This is a genomic window from Sneathiella sp. D3-11 (genome assembly GCF_055809395.1).
The window spans coordinates 490,327-515,400 of the sequence record NZ_CM147911.1 but is presented as its reverse complement, the minus strand read 5'-3'; the positions used below and the strand labels follow the sequence as shown (position 1 = coordinate 515,400).

Annotated in this window: 22 protein-coding genes, 1 tRNA gene and 1 pseudogene; 16 read left to right on the top strand and 8 right to left on the bottom strand. The window is 52.1% G+C overall.

Features of this window, described 5'->3' with window-relative positions; genetic code table 11:
* Positions 1 to 3: 3 nt before the first annotated feature.
* The gene (locus AC0L73_RS02630) at positions 4 to 3,690 is read left to right on the top strand and encodes a tetratricopeptide repeat protein (protein WP_473654785.1); all 3,687 of its coding nucleotides are present in this window, start codon (positions 4 to 6) and stop codon (positions 3,688 to 3,690) included.
* Here AC0L73_RS02630 and AC0L73_RS02625 read toward each other — a convergent pair.
* The 6 genes from AC0L73_RS02625 to pepN form a co-directional block, all read right to left on the bottom strand.
* A complete protein-coding gene (locus AC0L73_RS02625; RefSeq protein ID WP_473654784.1) occupies positions 3,687 to 4,487 on the bottom strand; it encodes a threonine ammonia-lyase in 801 nt (266 codons plus the stop codon). The genes AC0L73_RS02630 and AC0L73_RS02625 overlap by 4 nt on opposite strands.
* 173 nt (positions 4,488 to 4,660) lie before the next feature.
* Positions 4,661 to 5,521 (bottom strand): alpha/beta fold hydrolase, encoded by an 861-nt coding sequence (locus AC0L73_RS02620; RefSeq protein WP_473654783.1) that lies wholly within the window; start codon positions 5,519 to 5,521, stop codon positions 4,661 to 4,663.
* Positions 5,522 to 5,542: 21 nt separating this feature from the next.
* Complete coding sequence (locus tag AC0L73_RS02615) at positions 5,543 to 6,232, bottom strand: haloacid dehalogenase type II (RefSeq protein ID WP_227950631.1); 690 nt, start codon at positions 6,230 to 6,232, stop codon at positions 5,543 to 5,545.
* An 80-nt stretch (positions 6,233 to 6,312) separates the two neighbouring features.
* On the bottom strand, positions 6,313 to 6,930 hold the full coding sequence (locus AC0L73_RS02610) for a lytic transglycosylase domain-containing protein (RefSeq protein ID WP_473654782.1): 618 nt from the start codon (positions 6,928 to 6,930) through the stop codon (positions 6,313 to 6,315).
* A gap of 134 nt (positions 6,931 to 7,064) precedes the next feature.
* On the bottom strand, positions 7,065 to 8,516 hold the full coding sequence (locus AC0L73_RS02605) for a hypothetical protein (RefSeq protein WP_473654781.1): 1,452 nt from the start codon (positions 8,514 to 8,516) through the stop codon (positions 7,065 to 7,067).
* Positions 8,517 to 8,593: 77 nt separating this feature from the next.
* Positions 8,594 to 11,233, bottom strand: a complete 2,640-nt coding sequence (gene pepN, locus AC0L73_RS02600) for an aminopeptidase N (RefSeq protein WP_415776508.1) — start codon at positions 11,231 to 11,233, stop codon at positions 8,594 to 8,596.
* Between the two features lie 260 nt (positions 11,234 to 11,493).
* On the opposite strand from pepN, the pseudogene dapA reads away from it, so the two are divergent.
* Together dapA and smpB are read left to right on the top strand one after the other, a co-directional pair.
* A pseudogene (gene dapA, locus AC0L73_RS02595) lies at positions 11,494 to 12,371 on the top strand (4-hydroxy-tetrahydrodipicolinate synthase).
* 17 nt (positions 12,372 to 12,388) lie between these two features.
* Positions 12,389 to 12,841, top strand: coding sequence for an SsrA-binding protein SmpB (gene smpB, locus AC0L73_RS02590; protein WP_227950639.1), 453 nt, complete (start codon positions 12,389 to 12,391; stop codon positions 12,839 to 12,841).
* Between the two features lie 5 nt (positions 12,842 to 12,846).
* Here the strand turns inward: smpB and AC0L73_RS02585 are convergent, their stop codons facing one another.
* Both AC0L73_RS02585 and AC0L73_RS02580 read right to left on the bottom strand, forming a co-directional pair.
* Entirely contained in the window at positions 12,847 to 14,199 is a 1,353-nt protein-coding gene (locus AC0L73_RS02585) for a phospholipase effector Tle1 domain-containing protein (RefSeq protein ID WP_227950641.1), read from the bottom strand.
* 294 nt (positions 14,200 to 14,493) lie between these two features.
* Positions 14,494 to 15,099, bottom strand: a complete 606-nt coding sequence (locus AC0L73_RS02580) for a LabA-like NYN domain-containing protein (protein ID WP_227950644.1) — start codon at positions 15,097 to 15,099, stop codon at positions 14,494 to 14,496.
* A gap of 180 nt (positions 15,100 to 15,279) precedes the next feature.
* Between AC0L73_RS02580 and folK the strand changes: the two genes are divergently transcribed.
* From folK to AC0L73_RS02515, 13 genes are all read left to right on the top strand, one after another.
* Positions 15,280 to 15,798, top strand: a complete 519-nt coding sequence (gene folK / locus AC0L73_RS02575) for a 2-amino-4-hydroxy-6-hydroxymethyldihydropteridine diphosphokinase (protein WP_227950646.1) — start codon at positions 15,280 to 15,282, stop codon at positions 15,796 to 15,798.
* 127 nt (positions 15,799 to 15,925) lie between these two features.
* Positions 15,926 to 16,330: a DNA-directed RNA polymerase subunit omega gene (gene rpoZ / locus AC0L73_RS02570; protein ID WP_321576136.1), complete on the top strand. Its 405-nt coding sequence runs from the start codon at positions 15,926 to 15,928 to the stop codon at positions 16,328 to 16,330.
* A 153-nt stretch (positions 16,331 to 16,483) separates the two neighbouring features.
* Positions 16,484 to 18,637: a RelA/SpoT family protein gene (locus AC0L73_RS02565; protein WP_227950648.1), complete on the top strand. Its 2,154-nt coding sequence runs from the start codon at positions 16,484 to 16,486 to the stop codon at positions 18,635 to 18,637.
* 30 nt (positions 18,638 to 18,667) lie between these two features.
* Positions 18,668 to 19,255, top strand: a complete 588-nt coding sequence (gene pyrE / locus AC0L73_RS02560; protein WP_227950650.1) for an orotate phosphoribosyltransferase — start codon at positions 18,668 to 18,670, stop codon at positions 19,253 to 19,255.
* A 22-nt stretch (positions 19,256 to 19,277) separates the two neighbouring features.
* Positions 19,278 to 19,898: a DUF2062 domain-containing protein gene (locus AC0L73_RS02555; RefSeq protein ID WP_227950653.1), complete on the top strand. Its 621-nt coding sequence runs from the start codon at positions 19,278 to 19,280 to the stop codon at positions 19,896 to 19,898.
* On the top strand, positions 19,895 to 20,635 hold the full coding sequence (locus AC0L73_RS02550) for a pyridoxine 5'-phosphate synthase (protein WP_227950655.1): 741 nt from the start codon (positions 19,895 to 19,897) through the stop codon (positions 20,633 to 20,635). The genes AC0L73_RS02555 and AC0L73_RS02550 overlap by 4 nt, the downstream gene beginning before the upstream one ends.
* A gap of 15 nt (positions 20,636 to 20,650) precedes the next feature.
* Positions 20,651 to 21,061: a holo-ACP synthase gene (gene acpS / locus AC0L73_RS02545; protein WP_227950658.1), complete on the top strand. Its 411-nt coding sequence runs from the start codon at positions 20,651 to 20,653 to the stop codon at positions 21,059 to 21,061.
* A 96-nt stretch (positions 21,062 to 21,157) separates the two neighbouring features.
* Positions 21,158 to 21,907: a signal peptidase I gene (gene lepB, locus AC0L73_RS02540; RefSeq protein WP_227950661.1), complete on the top strand. Its 750-nt coding sequence runs from the start codon at positions 21,158 to 21,160 to the stop codon at positions 21,905 to 21,907.
* A complete protein-coding gene (gene rnc / locus AC0L73_RS02535) occupies positions 21,853 to 22,608 on the top strand; it encodes a ribonuclease III (RefSeq protein ID WP_473654780.1) in 756 nt (251 codons plus the stop codon). Before lepB ends, rnc begins: the two co-directional genes overlap by 55 nt.
* Positions 22,601 to 23,521, top strand: a complete 921-nt coding sequence (gene era, locus AC0L73_RS02530; protein ID WP_473654779.1) for a GTPase Era — start codon at positions 22,601 to 22,603, stop codon at positions 23,519 to 23,521. The genes rnc and era overlap by 8 nt, the downstream gene beginning before the upstream one ends.
* 235 nt (positions 23,522 to 23,756) lie before the next feature.
* Positions 23,757 to 24,026: an SEL1-like repeat protein gene (locus AC0L73_RS02525; RefSeq protein ID WP_227950667.1), complete on the top strand. Its 270-nt coding sequence runs from the start codon at positions 23,757 to 23,759 to the stop codon at positions 24,024 to 24,026.
* Between the two features lie 81 nt (positions 24,027 to 24,107).
* Positions 24,108 to 24,200, top strand: a tRNA-Ser gene (locus tag AC0L73_RS02520).
* A gap of 116 nt (positions 24,201 to 24,316) precedes the next feature.
* Positions 24,317 to 25,024 carry an IS6 family transposase gene (locus AC0L73_RS02515; RefSeq protein WP_473654778.1) on the top strand — a complete coding sequence of 236 codons (708 nt, stop codon included), beginning with the start codon at positions 24,317 to 24,319 and terminating at the stop codon, positions 25,022 to 25,024.
* Positions 25,025 to 25,074: the final 50 nt, after the last annotated feature.

Below are 25,074 nucleotides of genomic sequence, written 5' to 3'. Positions count from 1 at the left end.
ATTATGAACCGCGTTATCAATCATGGATTTAAGCATCGTCTGGGACAATCATTGTTACTGGCTACGCTGGTTATCGCGTTTCTGATAAGCGATGTGATGGCCGCCGCCCCGGTGACAGTGACGGCGGCAGATAAGGAAAATGTCGGTCGGCTTGTTTTCAACTGGGAGGCCGCGCCGGAATTCACGACAGAACAGGAAGAGGGATATCTTTATATCCGCTTCACGAAGCCTTTTGATACGGATCTTTCTGCAGCCTCTGCTGCGCTTGCGCAGTATGTTGGCAAAGGGGAGATACTGGAAGGAAAGCAGTCGCTTCGTTTTCCGCTCAAAGGTGCTCTGAGCATTGTCACGCGGCAGGAAACCAACGCCATTATTGTCGAACTTAAGAAAACCACCGAGACGGCAAAGAAGAAAACTGAGAGTGGTACCACAGCTGTTCGCCTGAGAAGCGGCGATCATGCAGATTTCAGCCGCCTCGTGTTTGACTGGCCGACAGCAAAAACCGGCTATAGCAGCCGCACAAGCGGAGATAGCTTGATCATTACCTTCGATACACCGGCGAAGATGGACGTAAAAGCGTTTAACCAGGATCCGCTCAATTTTGCAAAATCTATCTCCCTTTCGTATGTGGATGGCAAGACGGAAGTTTCCGTCCAGATCTCTCCCGGTAGCGTCACGTCCAATTTCCGCAATGAGAACAGCATCGTTTTTGATATTAAAAAGGGGAAGGTGACGGCGAAGCCTGCGCCTGAAAAAGTGGCACCTGCGCCTGCGAAAGTTCAAGCTGCGAAAGTCAGCGACCCGGTAAAGCAAGAGCAACCTGTCAAGGCCGCAACGGTGGCAGTAAAACCCACAAACCTTGCACAAGAAGAAAAATCCGCCCAAAAAGCGCCGGTCATAGAATTGCCAGTAGTCAATCTGGAATCGAAAAAGGTAAAAACGGCTCCTGCATCCACGGTGACACCGACGAAAAAGGCTTTGGAAAAAGTCGCGCTTAAAGAAGATACGGCGCAAGAACTACCCGCGCCGAAACCGATTGCCGGCTCTAATGTGGTTCAGCTAAAAACACTGGAGAGCGATGAGGCGCTAAACAATGTCTCTCTGTCCTCTGGCAAGGGATCTGGTTCGGCAATTGTTGCCATCAGCCCGACAATTATTCTTGACCCGGTCGTTAAGGAAGTGGACGTCGCGAAAGCTGACGTGCCAAAAGCGGCGCCTCTTGTCATCAAGGATGTCAAAGAAGAACCTGTTAAGAAGGTAGAAGCGAAGCTGGTTGTCTCGGAGCCACTTGCTGAGCCTGAAGGGCCCGGCCTAAAAGTTAAAATTGCTAATTTGAAGGACGGCTTTCGCCTTATTTTTCCGTGGGATAAGCCATCTGCAATGGCTATGTTTGAAGCCGGTGGTGCGCATTGGGTCGTTTTTGACAAAAAATCCAAGGCGAATTTTGAGAATCTTTCTGGACCATACAAATTCCTTGTTCCCAGTGCTCGCCAGATAGATCATGACGGCGCGACAGTGCTCCGTTTCAATTTCCGTGCTGGATATGCACCCAAGGTTCATAAGGTAAACGAAGAATGGTATGTGGATTTCCAGCTTGATGCGCCGCCGGTGATAACCCATCCGCTCGGTGTCCAGACGCAAGGGATCTCTGCTTCTGAATTTCGGGCCTTTATTCCAGCCGTGAATAATGGCAAAGAAGTCCGTTTCAATATTCCTGACAGTAAAGAGGAGCTTGTGGTGATGCCGCTGCGGGGTTCGGGCTGGGGGATCGCAGCGGAGCAAATTTTTAACAGTATTACCGTCCTGTCTACGGTGCAGGGGATCGCGCTTAATTCTACGGCCGCCGAGATCCGGATTGGTCATGAACAGAACGGACTGGCGGTCACGGCTGTCTCCAATGAATTCGCGGCCCCTCTCGTACCGAAGGAAGTTCCCAAAAAGCCGGGCGAAGAAATCTATCCGACACCGGAAATCGGGAAAGCGCAGTTTGTTCGCCTGAAGGAGTGGCAGCAGGTAAACCCGCTTCTTTTCACGATCAGGAAGCAGGAACTGCAGAACGCAGCGGCCGCGGCGGAGAAAAAGGACAAGCGTGCTGCTAAAATGACGCTTGCAAAATTTTTCATCGCGCATAACCAATTTGCCGAAGCGTCTGGTGTGCTGGCGGAGCTGCTCCGGAGTTATCCAAAAATTGAGAAAGACCGTGAGTACCGGCTTCTGACCGGACTGGCGGATCTTGGGATGCATCGCTATGAGGCGGCGGCGCGTAACTTATATCATGAAGATTTTGAAGGTGATGTAGAGGTGGCTCCCTGGCGCGGAGTGGTTTCGGCAAGCCTCGGGAATTGGAAACGGGCGGCGCAGGAACTCAACTATTCCGCGCCAGCTTTTGATGTGTATGAGAAAGAGCAGCGCGATCATTTTCGCTTGCTTCAGGCGCGCGCGGCACTCGAGAATGTGGATGTAAATAAGGCGAAACAGGCGCTTGATCTGGTGAAGTCGCCCGAGGAGAAAAAACAAAAAGCTGAAAAGGCCTATCTGGAAGGTGTCCTTGCATTGCAACTTAGCGATTTTCCTACGGCGTCGGCGAAATTTACCGAGGCAGTGAAACTCAATTACCGGCCCGTGTCGGAGAAGGCGCGCTTTAACAAGATCAATGTCGATCTGGTGGCCAAGCTGATCACGCCAGAGCAGGCCATTGCTGAATTTGAAAAACTCGATTTTTCATGGCGTGGGGATGCACAAGAGGTTGAGGTGCAGAAACGTCTTGGGGATCTCTATGTGGCAACGGGCCAAATTGGCAACGGGCTTGAAACGTATAAGCGGATTGTCCAGCATTTCCCGAAGTCGCCCTATTCGCGCGATCTGGGCCGCAAGATGAATAACCTGTTTGCGGAGCTGTTCCTGGATGGTGCCGCCGATGAGCTTCCGCCGATCAAGGCGCTTGCGATCTATTATCAGTATCGTGAACTGACGCCCGTCGGAGATCGCGGAGATAAAATGATCCAGATACTGGCGGATCGTCTGACACGGGTAGACCTTCTGGAGCAGGCCGCGCAGTTACTCGAGCATCAGGTCAATTTCCGGCTCAAAGGGCTAGCCAAGGCTCAGGCAGGCACGAAGCTGGCGATTGTTCATCTATGGAACGGCAAACCGCAAGAGGCCATGCGAGTTCTCTATGATACACGTTGGCGCCAGCTGTCGCCCGAGGAGAAGAAAGAGCGTATCCATATTGAAGCACGGGCACAGGCGGGACTACAGAATTATGATGAGGCACTGCAGTTGATCGCGAGTGACGGCAGCATTGAGGCTGACGAACTTCGCGCCGAAATTCACTGGAAATCGCGTAAATGGGCCCGGGCTATCCCGGCAATTGAAAAGCTGATCGGCAATGGCGACAGCAAGGGTGAAGACTCCACTCGGCTTGATCGGCAGCGGGTCATGCAGATGGCCGTTGCCCATAATCTTTCCAACGATAAGAACGGCATCCGAAATTTGCGGCAGAAATACGCCAGCTTGATGGAAGGGACGCCCGATCAGGCCGCCTTTGATCTTATCACGGAGCAGAATGATCCGTCAGAAACAGAATTTCGGGAGCGGGCAACAGTTATCGCCAGAGTTGGCCAGTTGGAATCTTTTATGGCGGGCTATCGCGAAAAGCTTGAAAATGGTGAATTCTGGGCCGCGTTTTAGCCAGTTTCCTTCAGGATATCACAGTAGAGTGCCGGGTCGACATTGCCGCCGGAAGCGATTGCCACAACCGTCTTGCCCTGAATATCGATTTTCCCTTCAAGAAACGCAGCGAGGGCAACTGCGCCCCCCGGTTCAATAACGCATTTGAAATAATGAAAGGCCGTGCGCATGGCCGCGCGGGTCTCATCGTCCGTCACTACCAAGCCGCCCGAGAGAGTACGTTTGTTAATCCCGAAGGTGATGTCGCCGGGCATAGGTGTCACGATGGCATCGCAAATACTATGGTTGCCCGCGTCATTCTGAACGCGCTTCCCCGCAGAAAGAGAGCGGCTGGTATCGTCGAAGTTTTCCGGTTCTGCTGCGTAGATGTTGGTTCTGGGGCTGAGTTCCCGAAGGGCGAGGGAAGTGCCCGCAATTAACCCGCCGCCGCCCGCCGGTGCCGCGCAGATATCAGCCTGAGTATTCTGCTCTTTCAATTGCTCGGCAATTTCAACTCCCGTGGTGCCTTGCCCGGAAATGACAAAGTAATTATCATAGGGCTTGATGAGAGTTAGGTTGTTGTCTTTAGCAATTTTTTCGCCAATTTCCTCACGTGACTGATGATACCGGTCATAGGTGATAACCTTCGCGCCATAGCCGCGGGTATTGTTTAGCTTGATGGTGGGCGAGTCTTCAGGCATCAGGATGGTTGCGGGGATATTCAGCATCTTTGCCGACAAGGCAACGCCTTGCGCATGATTGCCGCTTGAATAGGCGATAACTCCGGCTAACTTCTGCGCCGAGGAGAGGCGGCTCAATGTGTTGTAGGCCCCCGGAACTTAAAGGAGCCTGTATGCTGCAATGTTTCGCATTTGAGAAACAACCGTGCGCCCAGTCGCTCGTTAAGCGCCTTTGATTCAGAAGTGGTGTTCGCACGACGATTCCGCGCAGATGCTCGGCTGCATCCCGGACGGACTGATAGGACGGGGTTTTATCGAATTCGAGCAATGAACTCATCCAGTTTTGCGAGGGCTTCCGGTTCGTTCAGGAGCGGCACATGTCCCCGGTTTTCAAGGGTCACCGCTTCCATGTCAGGATTTTCTGCCTTCATGCGCGCAAAAACTTCTGCGCTTAACACATCCGAAAGCGCCCCGCGGATTGCGAGGACAGGCAAATCACCAAGTTCCTTGAAGAACGGCCAGAGATCGACCTGTTCATCGGAGTTGAGTTGTTCAGCCAGCGCTTTGGCTAGGCTCAGGTCATAGTTGAAGCGATAGTTCTTTGCCGTCTCATCATAGATGAAGGTCGTCTTCGACTGGCCCAACCAATCACTGTCCGAGATGTCCGGAAGAGCGCCGCCATAGATTCTTTTCTGTTCGGCCGCGGCCTCTTCTAGGGAAGCAAATCGCACATCTTTTCCAACATAATCAAGGATACGGCGGCTGCCAGCTTTATCGACTTCCGGTCCGACGTCGTTCAGGATGGCGCCCGCGATGAAATTTTTGGCGAGGCCTGCCATGGCGATGGTCAGCAAACCGCCGAGGGATGTTCCGACAAACAGTGCCTTCTCAATGCCTTTTGCTGTCAGGAAGGCAAAGATATCGCCAAGATATATTTGCGGATTATAGTTTTTATAGTCCGTGTCATAGGCGGACTTGCCACGCCCGCGATAGTCGAGGGTATAGACTTTCCGCGTCTTGGAATACCGCTCTGCGAAGTCGTGAAAATCGAGGGATGACCGGGTCAGGCCGGACAGGCAAATAAGCGGGCAAGCGCTCTCGTCTGATCCGTATTCCCTGTAATATAATTTCAGGCCGTCCTGTGACGGGTAGTAGTTTTCACTGAATGCCATAGGTAAAAGATATCCTGTCTATCAATTGGCACCGACAATGGCCGGGAGTTCATCAAGTGTTTTTATCTGGCCATCCGGCGTTCCGGGAAGCCGCTCAGCCGCCTGACCGAACCGGTTACACCAGACAACATTAAATCCGAAGGCTTTTGCGCCATAAGCGTCCCAGCCGTTGGACGACTGGAAGGAAATTTCTGCGGAAGTCAAGTCAAGCCGATCAACCGCCATTTGATAGGTGGCCGGATCGGGTTTGTATATCCCGACATCCTCGATCGAGTAAATTCCGTCAAGAAGTGGGGTAATGCCCGCATTATCTGCGGCAGCGGCAAGCATCTTGGGTGTGCCATTCGACAGGATCGCACATTTGATTCCGGCGGATTTCAATTGCTCCAATGTCGGTTTCACCTCTGGATAAGCGGAGAGGGTGAGATAGAGGTTCATCAGCCGCTCCCGCAGTTCCGGGTCTTCCATGCCGACGCTGGCCAACGCGAAATCGAGAGCCTCTCCCGTAACCTGCCAGAAATCCGCATGACGCTTCTGTAAACTGCGCAGCCAGGTATATTGAAGCTGCTTCAATCGCCAGATATCGGCAATCTCCAGCCATTTATCACCAAGAGTTGCCTGTTCCGCGCGGGCGGCTGCATTGACATCAAATAGCGTGCCGTAAGCATCGAAAACGCAAGCCCTGATATTTTTAAGGTGAAGGGATGCCATGGGTCATTCTTCCTCAATTGCGCGCCTCGGCCAATGTTGGCGATGTAGGGCGTCAATGCAAGTAAAGAATTTCTGTGGTGCTAGTGAGTCGCCATGCCCCGGTTGATGTCATAGCTAATTTTTAGGACGCTGCCGTCCTCCTCGGCTAATCGCTCACGATAGACCTGAAGATTTTCTATCACTCGCTGGACATAGTTCCGGGTCTCGGAAAAGGGAATAAGTTCAATCCAGTCAACCATGTCGATATCGCCGGAACGTGGATCGCCCCATTGTTTCAACCATCGGCTGACATTTGCCGGCCCGGCGTTATAGGAGGCAATCGCCAGCACGTAGGAGCCATTAAATTTCTCGATCAGGCTAGCGAGATAGGCGCTGCCGAGCATCGCATTATAGGAAGGGTCCGCCGTGAGAAGGGGCTTTGAATAGTTGACATTCAGCTTGCGCGAAACCTGTTTGGCGGTGCCGGGCATTAGTTGCATCAACCCGCGCGCACCCGCCCATGAAACGGCGTCGCTGGCAAAGGCACTTTCCTGCCGCGTAATGGCCAGCATCAGCGCAGGCTCAATCGGCGGATTTTGAATGGCGAGCGACGGGGTCGGCCAGTTGATTTCCGTAAGCTCCGTGCCTAATTGAGAGGCGCGCTTGGCAATCGCAATGGCATAATCCGGGCGACCGATGGCGGTCGCGAGGTCGGCCACGGCGATATATTCTGATTCGTTTTGCGCTTTCTCTGTCATCGCCAGCAGGAACGGCTTTGTCCATTTTGCCGCGCCGATTTCAGCGAGATGACGGACGATCAGGATTTGCTCGTCTTTGCTGCCCTCATTGCTGATCAGTTTTCTGGCGGAAGCGATCCGCGGAATGGCCGGTAGTTTTTTTGTCCCAATTCATGCAGGGCCATCTGACCGTAATAGGTCGTGTAATATTGCGCGGCGACTTTGTACCAATATTCGGCCATGACTTTTTCGCCGAGATTTTCCTTCGCTCGGCCGATCCAATAGGCACCACGGGACCGGCTGATGGGATAGCTCACATTCTCGTAAAGCCGGGTGAAATGTAGCAGCGCCTGTTCCCCGTCATTGAGAAAACGAAGCATAATCCAGCCGGATAGCCACTCTGCCGCGGCAAAGTCTGCGCCGTCGGTGAGGCCATGCTGACTCGCAAGATTGTAGGCCTCTGTAATATGACCCTTGGAGAGCAGCTTGCGCGCATGGAGATGGCGTTCGGGCCACCAGATATCTGCACGGGGGGCGGTATCGTCGATCTCAAGTAGCAACTCGCGGGATTCATCATCAAGGGCTTTGCGCCGCCGCCATTTCGCGCGCTCAAAAATCAGGCCCGGATCATTCTGAAGGTCGGCAGGAACGGCACGGATGGCCTGGTCCACATTCCATGAGTTCCGGATCAGGCGTATGCGGGCAGTTCCCAGTTTTTTCGCATCCTCGCTGAGGAGAGGAAAGAGGCGAACGGCGGCGTCCGTCTCCCGCTCCCACAAGAGATGATCAAGGCGTTTTTCATGATCCGAGGTTGTGAGGAGACCGTTATATTTTTTAAGAATTTCACTTTCAGTTTGCTTGGAAAATTCACCAAGGAGCCAGGCTTTACGGATCCAGTTTGTTCCGTCAGCTTGCTTGCCAATGCTTATCAGGGCATCGCCGTAGCGGTACATGCCAATACCAGTCACCGGTTCATAATGTGCGAACCATTTCAGGATACGTGCCCGACTTACCGTCTCATCCAGAGCCTGTTCTGCGCGACGGCGCAGGGTGCGCTGGCCGGGCCAGTCTGGATGATCGTCAATAAAGCGGGAGATCTGATCAAAACTGGCGTGGTTGCGGTAGGCCCTGAAATAGCGCCATTCGATGACTTCTGCAGGTAATTTGTATGTTGCGCGCCGGGCGATTTCGAGCGCGCTGTTCCATTGTCTGTTATCGGCGGCGGCAAAGGCTTCCTTGTAAATTTTTAGATCTCGCGCGCTCAACAGTCCGGTTGTGAGTGGGTGTGGGGGCAGCTCAATACCAATCGGGCGTTTGAGCGGGATCGGTGGCAAGTCGGTCATGAGAAGCGCCACAGGCCCGATTTCAGGCTTGGATCGGGGCAGGGGAACGAATTCGCCCTCTGGCAAAGTACCAACAGGGAGAGAGCCGTTCGTCGTTACGTGAGGAGTAGAGGGGATGCCGCCCAGCGTCGCCTTGCCTGCGGCAATCACAGGCAGCGGGATAAGCATTGTACTGGTCATCAGCGCCACAAGGGCGAACTTTTTCGCATTACCCAAACCGATCATTTAAACGACGATGTAAAAGCAACTCCTCAATCTGTAACGGCAATAAAGACATATTAGCAGATTTTCGAATAATTTGACTAATTATGCAGGCTTTTGTTTGCCATTTCGTAAACATGATCAGATAAATCCGGTAATTTCAGGATTTTCTCAAGTTCTGCCATCATCAGGCTTTGCCGATCCTTATCGTAACGCCGCCATTGGCCCAATGGCGCGACAAGTCGCGCTGCAATTTGCGGATTTGTTTTATTCAGTGCCGTAATGACACCGGAGAGAATCCGGTACCCTTCGCCAGATCTCTCATGGAAATAAACAGGATTACCCGATGCAAACGCTCCGATCAGGGAGCGTAGACGGTTCGGATTGCGCAAGGTAAAGGCCGGATGCTCCATCAAAGCCTTGATATCGTCAATTGTGCTATCCCGCACGGCCATCGCCTGCAATGTGAACCATTTATCGACGATAAGGGCATCTTTTTGCCATTTCTGGTAATAATCCGCAAACATTGCATCACGAACCGGATTGGTAATGTCCTTAAGACCAGCAAGTGCCGCAACGCTGTCGGTCATATTGGCGCTGTTGCGGTACTGGGTGTCGGCGAGGGTGATATATTCTTCCTTTCCTGTAGCAATCAAGTAGCTGAGCGCCGTATTTTTGAGTTTCCTGCAGCTGCTTTCAGGTTGGTTGGCAGGTATCGGGGCAGTTGCGCACTCATTGTACAGTTTGCGCCAATCATCCTCGAAGGTAAGGCCGATTTGCTGTCTTGCGGCCTCGCGGATCTTATGAATAGCATCCACATCGACGATCGGCATTTTCTGTGCGATGTCCTGCTCCCCCGGCAAGGTGAGGGCTGAGGCGGTAAAGGCGCGATCGAGGCTCTTGTCAGCTAGAATTTCCGCATAGGCATTTACGTATGCCGCGGGCAGCGTTCCGCCGTCACCATCAGCATCGATCTCTTTGAGGATAATATTGCTGGCGAGTCGCTGCCCGGCGTCCCAGCGATTAAACAGGTCTTCATCTTTTGCAAAGAAGAAGGCGAGGGCGTCGTCGCTCATATCCTGACGGATTATAACGGGTGCGGAAAATCCCCTGAACAGGGACGCTTGCGGCTTGCTCGTGAGTCCAGGAAAAACAAAGCTCTGGCGTGTCTTGGTGAAGTCAAAAACACCTTCCGTCTTGCCCTTGCTGGGGCCATCGGTAAAGGGAATTGGCTTGCCATCTTCATCTAGAAGGCCCAATTCAAGGGGGATATGCAGGGGTTCAAAATCTTCCCCGGCTATAGCGTTTTTCTGTTCAAGCGTCAGCTTGTATTGACCAGTATTTGCATCGAATTGTTCGTCCACGCTGATTTCCGGCGTGCCTGGCGTAACGTACCAGCGGCGGAACTGTGTGAGGTCAACGCCAGAACCGTCTTCAAGTGCGGAGACGAATTCCTCGGTCGTCACCGCCTGTCCGTCATGTCGTTCGAAATATAGATCCATACCTTTGCGGAATTTTTCTTCGCCCAGGATTGTGTGGATCATGCGGATGACTTCCGCGCCCTTTTCATAGACTGTGGCGGTATAGAAGTTATTGATCTCCACATAGCTTTGCGGCTGTATGGGATGGGCGAGGGGGCCACCATCCTCTGGGAACTGTGCTGCGCGCAGGCGCTGGACATCGCTGATACGCTGAACCGACGCGGAATTCATATCGGCGGAGAACTGTTGATCGCGGAAGACGGTGAGCCCTTCCTTCAGAGTGAGCTGGAACCAATCCCGGCAGGTAATGCGATTGCCGGTCCAGTTGTGGAAATACTCATGGGCTATGACGCTCTCAATACCGTCGAAATCAGCGTCTGTTGCCGTCTCGGGCGAGGCCAGTACATATTTTGAGTTGAAGACGTTGAGGCCCTTGTTCTCCATCGCGCCCATGTTGAAATCGCTGACGGCAACAATCATGAAGATATCGAGATCATACTCGCGGCCGTATTTCTCCTCATCCCACTTCATGGATTTTTTTAATGAGGTCATGGCGTGGCCGCATTTATCCTCATTGCCCTTTTCGACGAATATCTGCAGTTTGACGTCACGGCCCGAAAGGGTTGTGAAATTATCCTCCACAACCGCAAGATCGCCCGCAACCAGCGCGAAGAGATAGGCGGGTTTCGGATGCGGATCGTCCCAGGTGACGCTCTTGCGTCCGTCGGACAGCGTTTTCTCGTTTGTCAGATTACCGTTGGAGAGCATGACGGGGTATTTGTCCCCATCCCCGATGATGGTGGTGGAAAAGACAGCCATAACATCCGGCCGGTCAAGGAAATAAGTAATCCGGCGGAAACCTTCTGCCTCGCACTGGGTGCAGAAATTTCCGCTGGATTTGTAAAGCCCCTCCAACGCGGTATTTTCCTGCGGCTTGATCCGGTTGACGATTTCAAGTGTGAAATCGGTAGTTACTGGTGCAATCGGGAGGTGAAGCCATTCCTCGGTTACGCTGTATTCGTCTGGCGTCAGCATATGCCCGTCCATTTTGACGGATTGCAGGACCAGATGCTCCCCATTCAGACTGAGTTTCGTGGCGTCCTTGTCATTGCGCTGAAGCGCCAGTCGCGAGGTTATGACAGTATCATCCTCCCCTAGCTCGACGGTCAAATCGACGGTCTTGATCAGGAAGTCCGGCTCCTTGTAATCTTTAAGATAGATTGTGGCGGGCTTAGAGGCAGGTTTGGACAAGGGGAACACCTTCTACAGAAATAAAGACAATGAATTTAAGATAACCCCCTTATCACTTTGATCAAGAGCCGATGATGAAGCAATGTTGCGATAAATCGTCAAAATGCGAATACGAGCGTACCGGAAGTGCAGTTACTGCTTGCCTTAGGGGGCATCATGCCTATAAATCAGGCGGTTCGCCGCGATAATGAAAGGAATGCCCGAATGGTACGGGCGCAATGATATGCGAGGCGAATACAACTACTGAAACTTACTTAAGGATTATTGTCATGTTTAGAGGATCGATTACAGCGCTTGTCACTCCCTTTGATGGAGAGCGTCTGGACGAAAAATCGTTTCAAGACCTCTGTGACTGGCAAATAAAATCCGGAACCAAGGCGCTTGTGCCTGTCGGCACCACAGGGGATCCCCGACGTTGAGCCACCCTGAGCATGATCGCGTGGTGGAACTTTGTGTTGAGGTCGCGAAAGGCCGTGTGCCGGTGATGGCTGGGGCAGGCTCCAACAATACGCTGGAAGCGATCCGCCTGACGAAGCATGCCAAAGCCGCCGGCGCCGATGCCGCGTTGATCGCCATGCCCTATTACAATAAGCCGACGCAGGAAGGCATGTATGCCCATTACAAGGCCATCAATGATGCAGTCGATATCCCGATTTACATTTACAATATTCCAGGACGGTCGATCGTTGACATGACGCCGGAGACCATGGGGCGCCTGGCAAAACTTAAAAATATCGTCGGGGTCAAGGATGCAACCGGTGACGTTTCGCGTGTCTCTTTGCAACGGTTGCACTGCGGGACGGAGTTTAATCAGCTCTCTGGTGAAGACGGCTCGGCCATCGGGTTTAACGCCCACGGCGGGAATGGTTGTATCTCGGTGTCTGCGAATGTTGCGCCGGAGTTGGCGTCCCAGATGCAGGAAGCGAGTCTTGCAGGTGATAATGCGAAAGCGATAGAGCTGCAGGATCGCTTGATGCCTTTGCATCGGGCCCTGTTCCTTGAATCAAGCCCGGCACCCACCAAATATGCGTTGTCACTGCTTGGGAAGTGCAAACCGGATGTTCGTATGCCGATCATCCCGGTGGTGAAAGATGAAACCAAGCGGGAAATTGAGGCAGCGATGCGCCATGCGGGCATCCTGAACTAACAAAGGCAGATATAGCTATGGGCCGCACGATCGCGGAAAACCGGAAGGCCCGCTACAACTACTTCATTCATGAAGAGTTCGAGGCGGGCATGATCCTGCTCGGGACGGAGGTGAAGAGCCTCCGCGCCGGGCGGGCAAACATTCAGGATGCCTATGCATCTTTTGAAAATGATGGCCTGTATCTGATTAATGCGCATATTTCTGAATATGGCCATGGCAACCGTAATAATCACGATCCGCTTCGGCCGCGCCAGCTTTTGATGCATAAAAAAGAAATAAGGAAGATTTCGGGCCAGATTCAAAAGGCGGGTAAGACGCTTGTGCCGTTGTCGATGTATTTCAATGATCGCGGCATTGCAAAGGTGAAAGTCGGTCTTGCGTCGGGCAAGAAGCAGCATGACAAGCGTGCGACGGAGCGTGATCGCGACTGGGGACGCGAAAAACAGCGGTTGCTGAAAAGCAGCGTTTGACTCTTTTAGGCTGTTGCCTCCGCCGGGAGCGGGCTCACGAATTCAAGCCCAAGAAAATTGTCTTGCACCCAGACTACCCGGCTTTTTAACCCGTCGGAAAAGGCGCGGGAAGATTGCAGGACCAGCTCTGTGCCTTTGGGCACATTCCCCTGATACCAGACTTTCGCGCCGGAACGACTATAATCCACGAGGCTGACGTTCATCTTTGTCTCGTTGGTTATTATATGCCCCGGCCAGTCTATTTTTGTGCGTGCGTGCCGCCGCTTGTTGGCTGTGGGGCCCATTTGTTCCCGATAAACCGGCATATCGCTGTCGGACAGGCTTGCCAGTTGTCGGGGGCTGTATTTCTTGTCGAGCTCCCGCCGTTTTAGCACGGATTCATGGAGTTTTTCCGGTTCGTATCCAGGCGGGAAATCTTTTCCAGACAACCCGATAGGTCGATTGAACATCTTCTTGAAGGGGACGCGAACACCAAAGACCTTCCGTCGGTACATGGCAATATTTCCCAAAATATCAGGCGCACTCATCTCTTCCAGCTTTTCAAGATCAATATGAAGGCCCTGTTCGGCAGCCCGGTCCAGCATCCAGCGCAGTGCGATATCCGACAGGCGGCTGTCACGGCGGCCACCAACAATATTTTCATGAGAGCCGGGGAACCAGACTTGCTCAACGGCGGTTGTTGCCCGCGAATGGATCCCGGTCCAGAGGCCTGGCTTGAACCGGCTACGCCGTTCATCAAGCGCGAGGGCCTGGAATGCGCTATCCACATTGGCGTTGATCTTGTGATCGTGAAAGGTCATCCAGCTTTGCGATATACCGTGCAGACCGGGCAAGGGTAGACCGTGGCTGCCAACTGTATCCCAACAGCCAAGAAAGCGGATCCGTGCCGGCTGAGAAGGGAGATGCTCGGCAAGAGATTTGGCCCCCGGGGACGCAAGGGCCTCCACCGGGATTTGGCTGTACTCATACGCCTCCGGCAGGAGGTCGAGTTTCTCGGGTGGCAATATGCCAACTTTTTCCAGCAGGTCTGTCAGCCGTCGGATGTTGCAGGCACCAAGACCGGCACCGAAAAGATAAATCTCGTCCTCCTCACCGCGATAATTATGTGAGAGGAAGGTGTAGCTATTGAATATTTCCGCCTTCATGCCAAGGCCAAACGTGCGCTGCATCAGTCTTTTGAATGCGCCGGGCTTTGCCTCCAGGTCATGGAGATAGCGTATTTGCTCATCTCCACTCTCATGGGTCTCTGCGATTGAGTGGAAAGCAAGGGTGGCGTTGCCGGGAACGCGTCGGTTCTTGCTCCTGAATTGCGGGGCAATCCAGCTGCCGTCACTCAAGACCACAAGTTTTCGAGCCATACGCTTACCTTTTATTGGCAGACAATTATAGTATAACGAGTGTCACGGGCGGCTTGATAGCTATTGCTCATAACAAAATCATACATTTACTGGTTAGATAGCGGCACTCCCTGCCCAAAGTGCCGACTATATTGTAAACGTATTCTGGTGCTTCGTTCCACGAAAAAATGCGTTATTTGCGATGATGACTGGCAGGAAAGTGCCGTAACAGGTGTGAGGGAAATTTCTGTAAAAGTCGCTGAAGAGTTGAAAAAAATCTCAGTAGTGGATTGATTGCATTGAGGGAGTCGCCGGTCAGGCGATTTCCTCGGCGTCTTCATAGGGTTCAAAATCGCCCGGATACTCTTCATAGTCGCGGTCGGGTTTCTGCCCGGCGGCGCGGCCGACTTTTTTCTCCAAGTCTTTCAACTCAATAAAGAAATCCGCCTGCCGACGGAGTTCATCGGCGATCATTGGCGGCTGTGACTTGACCGTGCTGACGACGGTAACACGAACGCCTTGACGCTGGATTGATTCAACCAGACGCCGGAAATCGCCATCACCAGAGAAGAGCACCGCATGGTCGATATGCTTCGCCAGTTCCATCATGTCGATGGCCAGCTCGATATCCATATTGCCTTTGTATTTGCGTCGACCTGTCGAATCCGTGAACTCCTTCGTCGGTTTGGTGACCATGGTATAACCGTTATAGTCGAGCCAATCGACGAGGGGACGAATGGGAGAATATTCCTGATCTTCAATCAGCGCGGTATAGTACAAAGCACGGACCAGACGACCTTGAGTGGCGAATTCGCCGAGTAATCTTTTATAATCGATGTCAAAACCGAGTGCACGGGCTGCCGCATACAAGTTGGAACCATCGATGAAAAGAGCTATTCGCTCTTCAGAATAAAAAGGCATTACCAGATCCGCATTTAGTATTATAAATTATTCTTTGGGTGTTCGCTTTCGCTCCCTAATCTTTCATCAATAGCAAAATTATTTGAAATTCTCTAGATAAGAATTTCATGTCTTCGTGGTGATTGTGATGAAATAATGCGAAAACCAAGGTGTTTTCATGGTTTTTGAGGAAAATTTTCAGTGATATTGATTGGTTTAGGGGCAAATATGCCACATCCGGACTATGGCGATCCGCTAAATACGCTGACCGAGGTGGTGTGCCGACTTCGCAAAATCCTTTGTGTTACGCATCAGTCCAGCTGGTATCGCTCTGCCCCCGTTCCGATGTCTGATCAACCGTGGTTTGTGAATGCCGTGCTCGCCATTGAGACAGAAATGTCCGAAAATGAGCTGTTACAAACTCTGCACAAAACAGAGCGTGATTTTGGCCGCATTCGCCGCGACCGGTGGGAGGCGAGGGTGCTCGACCTCGATCTCCTTGCCTATCATGACAGAGTGACAGAAAATCAGGTTCAGAAGGTCGGTCCCGTTCTGCCGCATCCCTATATGCAGGAGCGGGCATTTGTTCTTGCGCCGATCGATGAAATTGCCCCTAAATGGCGGCATCCGGTGAGTGGTTTTCTGGCTTCGGAATTGCTTGAAAGGCTCCCCTCTGGGCAGGCGTTTGACGTCATTGGCGTGGAGGATAAATCTCGCTGATGCGAAAAAGCGACTAAATGGCCTGAAAGTGGCATATTCTGGCGACTTTTTATGTCAGTTTAACTTGCTATCCGCGACGCAAACGCATATGTAATAAACAAATCACAGACAATTGGAGTTACTGTAAATGGCACGCGTCACTGTTGAAGATTGCGTTGAAAGAGTTCCGAACCGTTTTGAGATCGTTCTGCTGGCGGCCCGTCGGGCACGGGAAATCGCTGCGGGCTCGATGCTGACCGTTGATCGGGACAATGACAAGAACCCTGTCGTTTCCCTTCGTGAAATCGGGGATGGCACGATTGATCTGGACGAATTGAAAGAAAATCTTGTGCATTCGCTGCAACGCCGCGTTGAGGTTGATGAGCCCGAAGAAGACAACATGGCCGCTTTGATGAGCGCCAGTAACGAATGGGCCGGTGTTATTCAGGAAAACACTGCCGTTGATACATTTTCAGCCGATGAAGTTGGGGCAACGGACGGGGACGCGCCGGCAGCAGAAACGAATGCCGATGAACCCCAAGCTGAGAACTGATTACAACACAGGTAAAACCCGGCATTTACAACTCGCATATGAGACGGAAATGCCGGGATCGGCGAGTTTGAGTATCAAAGCAGATTGCACTGGATTTTTCAGTATTATTTGTCAGCAGGAGGGGAGCGGCAGTTGCCGATCCTGTAATCGCTGATGCTTCGTCAGGTTGAACTTGTTGATCGCGTTTTAAGTTATGATCCGCAAGCCGATGAGGATCTTCTCAATCGGGCATATATTTTCACTATCAAAACCCATGGGAGCCAGGTGCGAGCCTCGGGCGATCCCTACTTTTCCCATCCCATTGAAGTTGCCGGTATTCTGACCGAGTTGAAGCTTGATACCGCCACCATCGTGACAGCCCTTTTGCATGACACGATTGAGGATACAGTTGCTACGAAAGAGCAGATCGAGGAGATGTTTGGCAGCGAGATTGCCGGTCTCGTCGACGGAGTGACCAAGCTCTCCCAAATCGAACTGCAGTCGGATCAGACCAAGCAGGGAGAGAATTTCCGTAAGCTACTTCTGGCGATGTCTAACGATATCCGCGTGCTTTTGGTTAAGCTGGCGGACCGGCTGCATAACATGCGGACCCTGCATTTCATTAAAAATCCGGAGAAGCGCAAGCGTATTGCCACCGAGACGATGGAGATTTATGCCCCACTCGCAGAGCGGATTGGTATGCAAGGCTTTCGGGATGATCTGGAAGATCTCGCCTTTATTGAACTCAATAGCGAGGCGCGGAATTCGATTAAGCGACGGCTCGAATATCTGCGCGCGGAAGGTGAAGATCTGGTCGAGCGGATCGTCGATACTCTGGAACAGGACGTCAAGTCGGAGGGGGTCGAAGCTGAAATCTACGGCCGGGAAAAACGGTTTTACTCGATCTGGCGCAAGATGGAGAAAAACAATGTCTCCTTCGAGCAGTTGGCCGATATCATCGCCTTTCGCGTCGTCGTGGAAACGGTAGAAGATTGTTATCATGTGCTTGGCATCTTGCATGCTAAATATTCCATGGTCCCGGGTCGCTTCAAGGACTACATCTCCATCCCGAAGCGCAATAACTACCGTTCCCTCCATACGACAGTTATTGGGCCGGAAAAACAGCGTATCGAGATACAGATCCGTACAAGAGAAATGCATGAGACGAACGAGTATGGCGTTGCAGCGCATTGGCAATACAAGGAAAACCTCCAGAATGTGAAGGAAGGCAAGCAGTATCGCTGGCTTCGCGAATTGCTGGAAATTCTGGAAAATACGGTCGATCCGGACGAGTTTCTGGAGCATACCAAACTCAGCATGTTTCAGGATCAGGTGTTCTGCTTCACCCCTAAGGGCGACCTGATTTCCTTGCCTTCAGGCAGCAGCCCCGTCGATTTTGCCTATGCGGTTCATACAGATGTTGGCAACACTTGCGTCGGTGCCAAGATCAACAGCCGTCAGGTGCCGCTCAGGACGCCACTCAGAAACGGCGACCAGGTCGAAATACTGCGATCCAAAAACCAGACGCCGTCGCCAACATGGGAAAGCTTTGTTGTCAGTGGTAAGGCACGATCAGCCATTCGTCGGTTCACCCGGATGAAGCAGCGCGGCCAGTATATCGAGCTTGGTAAGGCTATTGCGGAAAAGGCTTTTCGCGTTGAAGGAAAACGATTTGCGGAGAAGGCATTGCAGACCGCTGTTAAAGTATGGAATCAGGAAAGTACAGCCGATGTCTATTCCATGCTGGGCGACGGATCTCGCACCGGCAGGCAGTTAATTGATGTCATCTTTCCCGGGGAGGTCCGTAAGCCCGAGGAAGACAATGTCGTTCCGCTCACACAGAGGAAATCCAAATCAGCCACGAAGAATAAGTCACATTCGATTCCCATTCGCGGTCTGATCCCCGGCATGGCCATGCATCTTGCGGGGTGTTGCCATCCGCTCCCCGGTGACCGCATCGTTGGGATCGTGAGTACGGGGCGCGGGGTGACGATCCATACCATCGATTGCGATACGCTCGAACAGTTCGTCGAGGTGCCGGAGCGCTGGCTCGACGTCAGTTGGGATGAAGAAAATCAACAAGCCGCACTTCCCGTTGGGCGCATTTCGATTATTATGGCGAACGAGCCCGGTGCACTTTCCGGGGTTACATCGACGATTGCGTCTAATAACGGCAACATAAACAATTTATCTATCGTCAATCGTAGTCAGGATTTTTTTGAAATGCTGATCGATATTCAGGTCAAGGATGTTCGTCATCTGACCAATATAATCGCGGCACTGCGGGCTGATCCGGTGATCAGCTCCGTGGAAAGATCAGCTGGTTAGTATAACCAGGCCTAAAAAGAAGAGGGAAGTATGAAAGAGGAAGAAATCCTGTCCCATTTCAGGGAAACGAATGCCTTGCTGGAAGGACATTTCCTGTTGAGCTCGGGCTTGCATTCTGATCGTTACCTGCAATGCGCTAAGGTGTTGATGTATCCGGATCGCGCTGAGGCGCTCTGCCGGGCGCTGGCGGATAAGGTCGATGAGGCCCTTGGCGAGAAGGCCGCCGATATCGTTGTGGCGCCTGCCATGGGCGGCATAATCGTCGGATATGAACTGGCACGGCAACTCGGCGTTCCCGGCATTTTCACTGAACGGGAAAATGGAGTTTTTACGTTGCGCCGCGGATTTCATCTTGAGCCGGGTGCACGGGTCATCATGTCGGAGGATATTGTCACTACAGGTAAATCCAGCCGCGAATGTATTGAGGCAATTCGCGTGGCGGGCGGGGAAGTGGTTGGCGCGACTTGCCTGATAGATCGTTCCAACGGAAGTGCCGATGTGGGCGTTCCGCTGATTTCATTGGTGAAAATGGACGTAAAAACCTATGAGGCTGATGAATTGCCGCCGGAGCTTGCCGCGACACCAGCCGTAAAACCGGGTAGCCGCAACCTCAAGTAAGTCGAGAGTGAGTGCCGTTTGAATGTTTCTCCGTCGCCAAAAGCCAACAATACTAAAAAAACTGACTGATTTTGTTTGGCCGGCGATCGGATTTCGACGCTCGTCAAAATATGTAGGCTACCGACTTGTTCGTCTCAATGGCTCTCCCTATAGCTTGGCGGCGGGCTTTGCCTTCGGGGCGGCAGTTTCCTTTACTCCCTTTGTAGGATTGCATTTTGTGCTGAGTGCGCTTCTTGCGTGGATATTCCGGGCCAGCATTTTGGCCTCCGCTCTCGGAACAGCAGTTGGCAATCCATGGACCTTCCCATTTATTTGGACAATGCTGTATCAGACGGGGCGCTGGGTTTTAGGGGACGCGCCGGGGAATGCGGAGCTTTCCGATGCCAGCTTCAAAGCATTTTTTGATGGCGTTCTTGCGGGTCATTGGGCCCATGTTTCGCATGTCTTCTATGAAGTTATTCACCCGATGCTGGTTTCTTTCCTTCCAATATCCATATTAGTCTGGATAATATTTTTCTATCCATTGCAGGCATTGATCCGTAGATTTCAGGAAAAACGGGCGCAACTAATTTTGAAGGCACGCGCCCGAAAGGCGAACAAACAGATTGCGCGCGGGAAGAAGCTGGGAGTAACAGAGAAATGAAAAAATTAAGATTAGGCGTAAATATCGATCATGTGGCAACCATCCGCAATGCGCGTGGCGGGGTTCATCCCGACCCGTTGCGGGCAGCCCGTATTGCGGAGGCCGCAGGTGCGGACGGAATTACCGCGCATTTGCGCGAAGATCGTCGCCATATCAGCGATGGTGATATAACCCGCCTTGCAAAAGAACTGACGATCCCGCTCAATTTTGAAATGGCCGCGACTGAAGAGATGCTGAAAATCGCACTCAGTCATAAGCCACATGCAAGCTGTTTGGTGCCGGAAAAGCGCGAAGAACGAACAACTGAAGGCGGCCTGGATGTTGCGGGTGGGCATAATACGCTTCAATATTATGTCGAGAGCCTCAAGGGATCGGATATACGCGTTTCCCTCTTTATTGAAGCGGACCCACGACAGATTGGAGCCGCGAAAAAGATCGGCGCGGACATTGTTGAAATTCATACAGGGGCATATTGCGACGCAGAAGACCCGGCGCAGCGGCAGGCCGAGTTTGAACGCATTCAGAAGGCGGCAGCTCTTGCGGAGGAGTATGGGCTGGAATGCCATGCCGGTCACGGCCTGACCTATGGCACTGTTAGCCCCATCGCCGCGATCCCGACAATTGTCGAGTTGAATATCGGACATTTCCTTATTGGCGAGGCGATTTTTTCCGGTCTGGAACCAGCCATGTTAAAGATGCGCAAACTGATGGACGATGCCCGTCAGGCCGTAGCCTAGGGCGGAGTAGGGGATATGTCCCGGATTATCGGCATTGGCAATGATATCATCGATATTCGGCGCATAGAAAAAACGCTGGACCGGTTCGGGGAGCGCTTTATCAATCGCATCTATACCGAGGTGGAGATCAAAAAGTCTGAACGGCGGCTTAATCGAGCGGAATCATATGCGAAAAGATACGCCGCGAAGGAGGCCTGCTCAAAGGCGCTTGGTACGGGATTTCGTCGTGGTGTGTTCTGGAAAGACATGGGGGTCGTGAACCTGCCCTCTGGGAAGCCGACAATTGCGCTCACCGGCGGTGCGCTTGCGCAGCTCATGCGGATTACACCGGCGGGGATGCGAACGGAAATTCATTTGACGATCACCGATGAGCCGCCGCAGGCGCAGGCCATTGTCCTGATTACGGCGATACCGGAAGAGGAATAGGGATAAACACGGGAATAGCGCGGGAAATCGGTTGCCTGCGCGCCTTGATCGTGCAATTGAATGTTTTTTATTGGCAATTTGTTTGGAAGAGTTTTGATGAAGGAAGAAGCGGTAAAGGCCAAAGGCGGAATCGGAGAGACTATCCGCACGGTTATCTATGCGGTCCTGATTGCAGTCGTAATCCGAACCTTCGCTTATGAGCCGTTCAAGATTCCTTCTGAATCAATGTTGCCGACTCTGATGATCGGCGATTACCTGTTCGTCTCCAAATACTCATATGGTTATAGTCGACATTCCTTCCCGTTCAGTCTTGCGCCGATTTCCGGTCGCATTTTTGAAGAATTGCCCAAACGCGGCGATGTTGCGGTGTTCAAGAAACCAATTGGTGAACAGGTTGATTATATCAAACGGATTATGGGGTTGCCGGGGGATCAATTGCAGATGATCAACGGAGTCCTTCATATCAATGGCACGGCCGTCAAGCGCGAGCGGGTGGAGGATTTTGTTGATCGGGATCGTTTCGGCAACGTCCGGCGCATTGCCCAATATCGCGAAACTTTGCCGAGTGGACGGACTTACTTCACGCTGGATGAGACGGTGCAGGGCATTATGGATAATACGGACATCTATACAGTGCCGGAAAACCATCTGTTTGCCATGGGTGACAACCGCGATAATTCCACAGATAGCCGGTTTTTGACCCATGTCGGTTATGTGCCGGTAGAAAATCTGGTTGGACGGGCCGAGATCATCTTTATGTCGCTTGATGGTTCTGCCGAATGGTACGAGATATGGAAGTATCCTTCTGCCATCCGCTGGAACCGGATTTTCAATTCCCTAAGCTGATGTCTTGCCCGGCAAAAAAACCTGAGGAACTGTCGGTCCTGCTGGGGCATGAGTTTAAGGATTTAGGCCTTCTAAAGGCGGCAGTGACGCATTCATCCTTGATTAAGGGAAAAGGAAGGAAAGCCGAGGGCGAGGATTACGACCGTCTTGAATTTCTCGGTGATCGTGTTCTTGGTCTGGTCATCAGTGAGGAGCTTTTCCGTCGCTTTGAAACGGCGGAGGCCGGGCAGCTTTCCCGCCGTTACAATGCGCAAGTTCGCCGCGAGACATTGGCGGAAATTGCCTTGGATATGTGCCTTCAGGACTATATCCATATGGCCGGGGATCTTGCCGCTTCAGGTGGGCGGGAAAATCCGTCCATTCTGGAAGATGTGATGGAGGCTGTGATTGCCGCGCTATATCTTGACGGAGGGTTTCAGGCAGCGCGGAAATTCATAAAATCTAAATGGTGGCCGCGCTTCGATCATAAGGATGCGTCAAAGAAAGATGCGAAATCAGCCCTTCAGGAATGGCTGGCCAAGACCGGAAAGCCATTGCCGTGTTATTCGATTGTCGAGGAAATGGGACCAGATCATGACCGTCACTTCAAGGTGAAGGTCGAGGTTCCCAATTTCCCGCCAGCGATGGGATCGGCTTCATCAAAACGGGCGGCCGAACAAAAGGCCGCCGCGAAAATGCTAAAGGAACTAAAAGGTGAGTGAACAACAGACGGGCAAGGAACCAACACGGTGCGGCTATGTCGCTCTTGTCGGTGCACCGAATGCCGGTAAATCGACCCTGCTCAATCAGTTGGTAGGCGCTAAAATCGCTATCGTCACGCCAAAGGTGCAGACAACTCGCTCCCGTGTCACGGCAATCGCCCTGGAAGGGAACAGCCAGATTATCTTTGTTGATACACCCGGTATCTTCAAACCATCCCGCCGGTTGGAAAAGGCAATGGTTGATGCCGCCTTGAGCGGAGCGGAGGATGCAGACCGGGTCGTCCTGATCATAGATGCCGTGAAAGGAATTTCTGCGGATGTGGAGCGCATTATCGCGGGCCTTGAGAAAAGCGGACGCCGCGCACACGTCATCCTCAACAAAATTGATATCCTGAAACGGGATAGTCTGCTTGCGCTCGCGCAATCTCTGTCCGAGCGGGGCATCTTCGATGAGATATATATGCTCTCCGCGCTGACCGGTGACGGGGTCGCCGATTTGCGGGCCGCTCTCGCAACCGAAATGCCGGAAGGTCCGTGGCTCTACCCGGAGGATCAGCTTGCCATCGCGCCGATGCGCCAGCTTGCAGCGGAGGTTACCCGCGAAAAGCTATTCATGCGTCTCAATCAGGAGCTTCCCTATTCACTGACCGTAGAAACCGAAAGTTGGGAGGAGAGAAAAGACGGCTCCGTCAAGATCCAGCAGGTGGTCTATGTGTCGCGTGCCAACCACAAGCCGATTGTGCTGGGTAAGGGCGGGCAGACGATTAAGAAAGTTGGGGCGCTCGCCCGTGAAGATCTGGAAGAAATGCTCGAACGGCGGGTTCATTTATTTCTCTTCATTAAGGTTCGTGAGAAATGGCTCGACGATCCGGAACGTTACCGTGAGATGGGCCTTGATTTTCCCAAGGATTGATTGAAGCGCTGCGCTTTGACACCTGTTTGTGGCAGTTTTCCACCGTTTTAGCCGCCACCGGATAGCTTCACGCCGCGTCGCTATTTGTGAAGCTTTAATGAACATGGTTAAAAAATTTCCGGTGGAAACAAAATATTAACTAAATCCCCTACATCATGCGACTTGAGAAGAAGCTAATTCTTCTCGTGAGTGTAATTACTTATCTAGCTAATCAATTGAATATGGGGATATGAAGATGGCTAAGCGTGATGTAAATTTTATAGAGAAGAACCTGAAAAGTGCCGATGAGGGCATACCTGACGAACAGTTTCGAGCCGGCTTGCTTTTCTCGACCGGAAATGGCGTGCCACAGGATCTGGTGACGGCACATAAATGGTTTAATCTGGCCGCGATGAATGGCATTGAAGAAGCCCGTGAAATCCGCGCGGAGATTTCCCTCGACATGTCGGCACAGGAAATTTCCAAGGCACAGAAAATGGCGCGCGAATGGATCATGGGCCGATAGCCGGGCAATCCATAAAAACCTGTAAAAAATTGCAACTAAACTCTTTGACAGACAGCCAAAATCTGCCATATTGCCGCCTCCGGTGAGCTGGCCGAGTGGCTGAAGGCGCTCCCCTGCTAAGGGAGTATGGGGTTTATAGCTCCATCGAGGGTTCGAATCCCTCGCTCACCGCCACCCACCCCTTATAATTTGTCTCTGTTCTTGCCTGGCGGCGCAACCGCCCGTAACAGGGCACTGTCAGAGGAAAATTGGGCTTTGACCATATCTTAGCTATTCCATAAAATTCTGGAATGAAAAATCATAATCCATTCCGCTATTTCAAGACATCGCCCGAGATCATCCGCTTGGCGGTGATGATGTATGTCAGATTTCCTCTTTCACTTCGCAATGTCGAAGACCTTCTTCATGAACGGGGCATCGATATCTGCCACGAAACCATTCGCTATTGGTGGAACAAATTTGGTCCATTGTTTGCGCGCGAGGTCCGGAAGAAACGGATTCATCCGTCTCAGAATTATTCAAACTGGAAATGGCATCTGGACGAAGTATTTGTTAAGATCAATGGCGAAACACATTACCTGTGGCGCGCCGTCGACCTCGAGGGAGAAGTGCTGGAAGTCTTTGTTTCTAAGCGCCGTGATCGCAAGGCAGCCCTGGTTTTTCTTAAGAAACTTATGAAGCGGTATGGACGCCCGCATAAAATAGTAACGGACAGATTACATTCCTATCGCGCCGCCATGAAGACGCTCGGAAATGCCGAGGTACAAGAGGTTGGGCGTTGGAAGAACAATCGCTGTGAAAATTCTCATCTCCCATTTCGACGGCGAGAATACGCAATGCTTAAATTCAGACGCTTGCGAAGTTTACAGAAATTCGTTTCTATTCACGCATCATTCCATAACCACTTCAATCATGAGCGCCACCTAAACAACAGAGAAACATTCAAGCTTCAACGAAATGCTGCGCTGGCCGAGTGGCAGCAGCTTAGCGTGGCATAATTGGGGTGCTTTATTGGCAAATTGCGTCAAATAGAGACGAGGTCGCATTA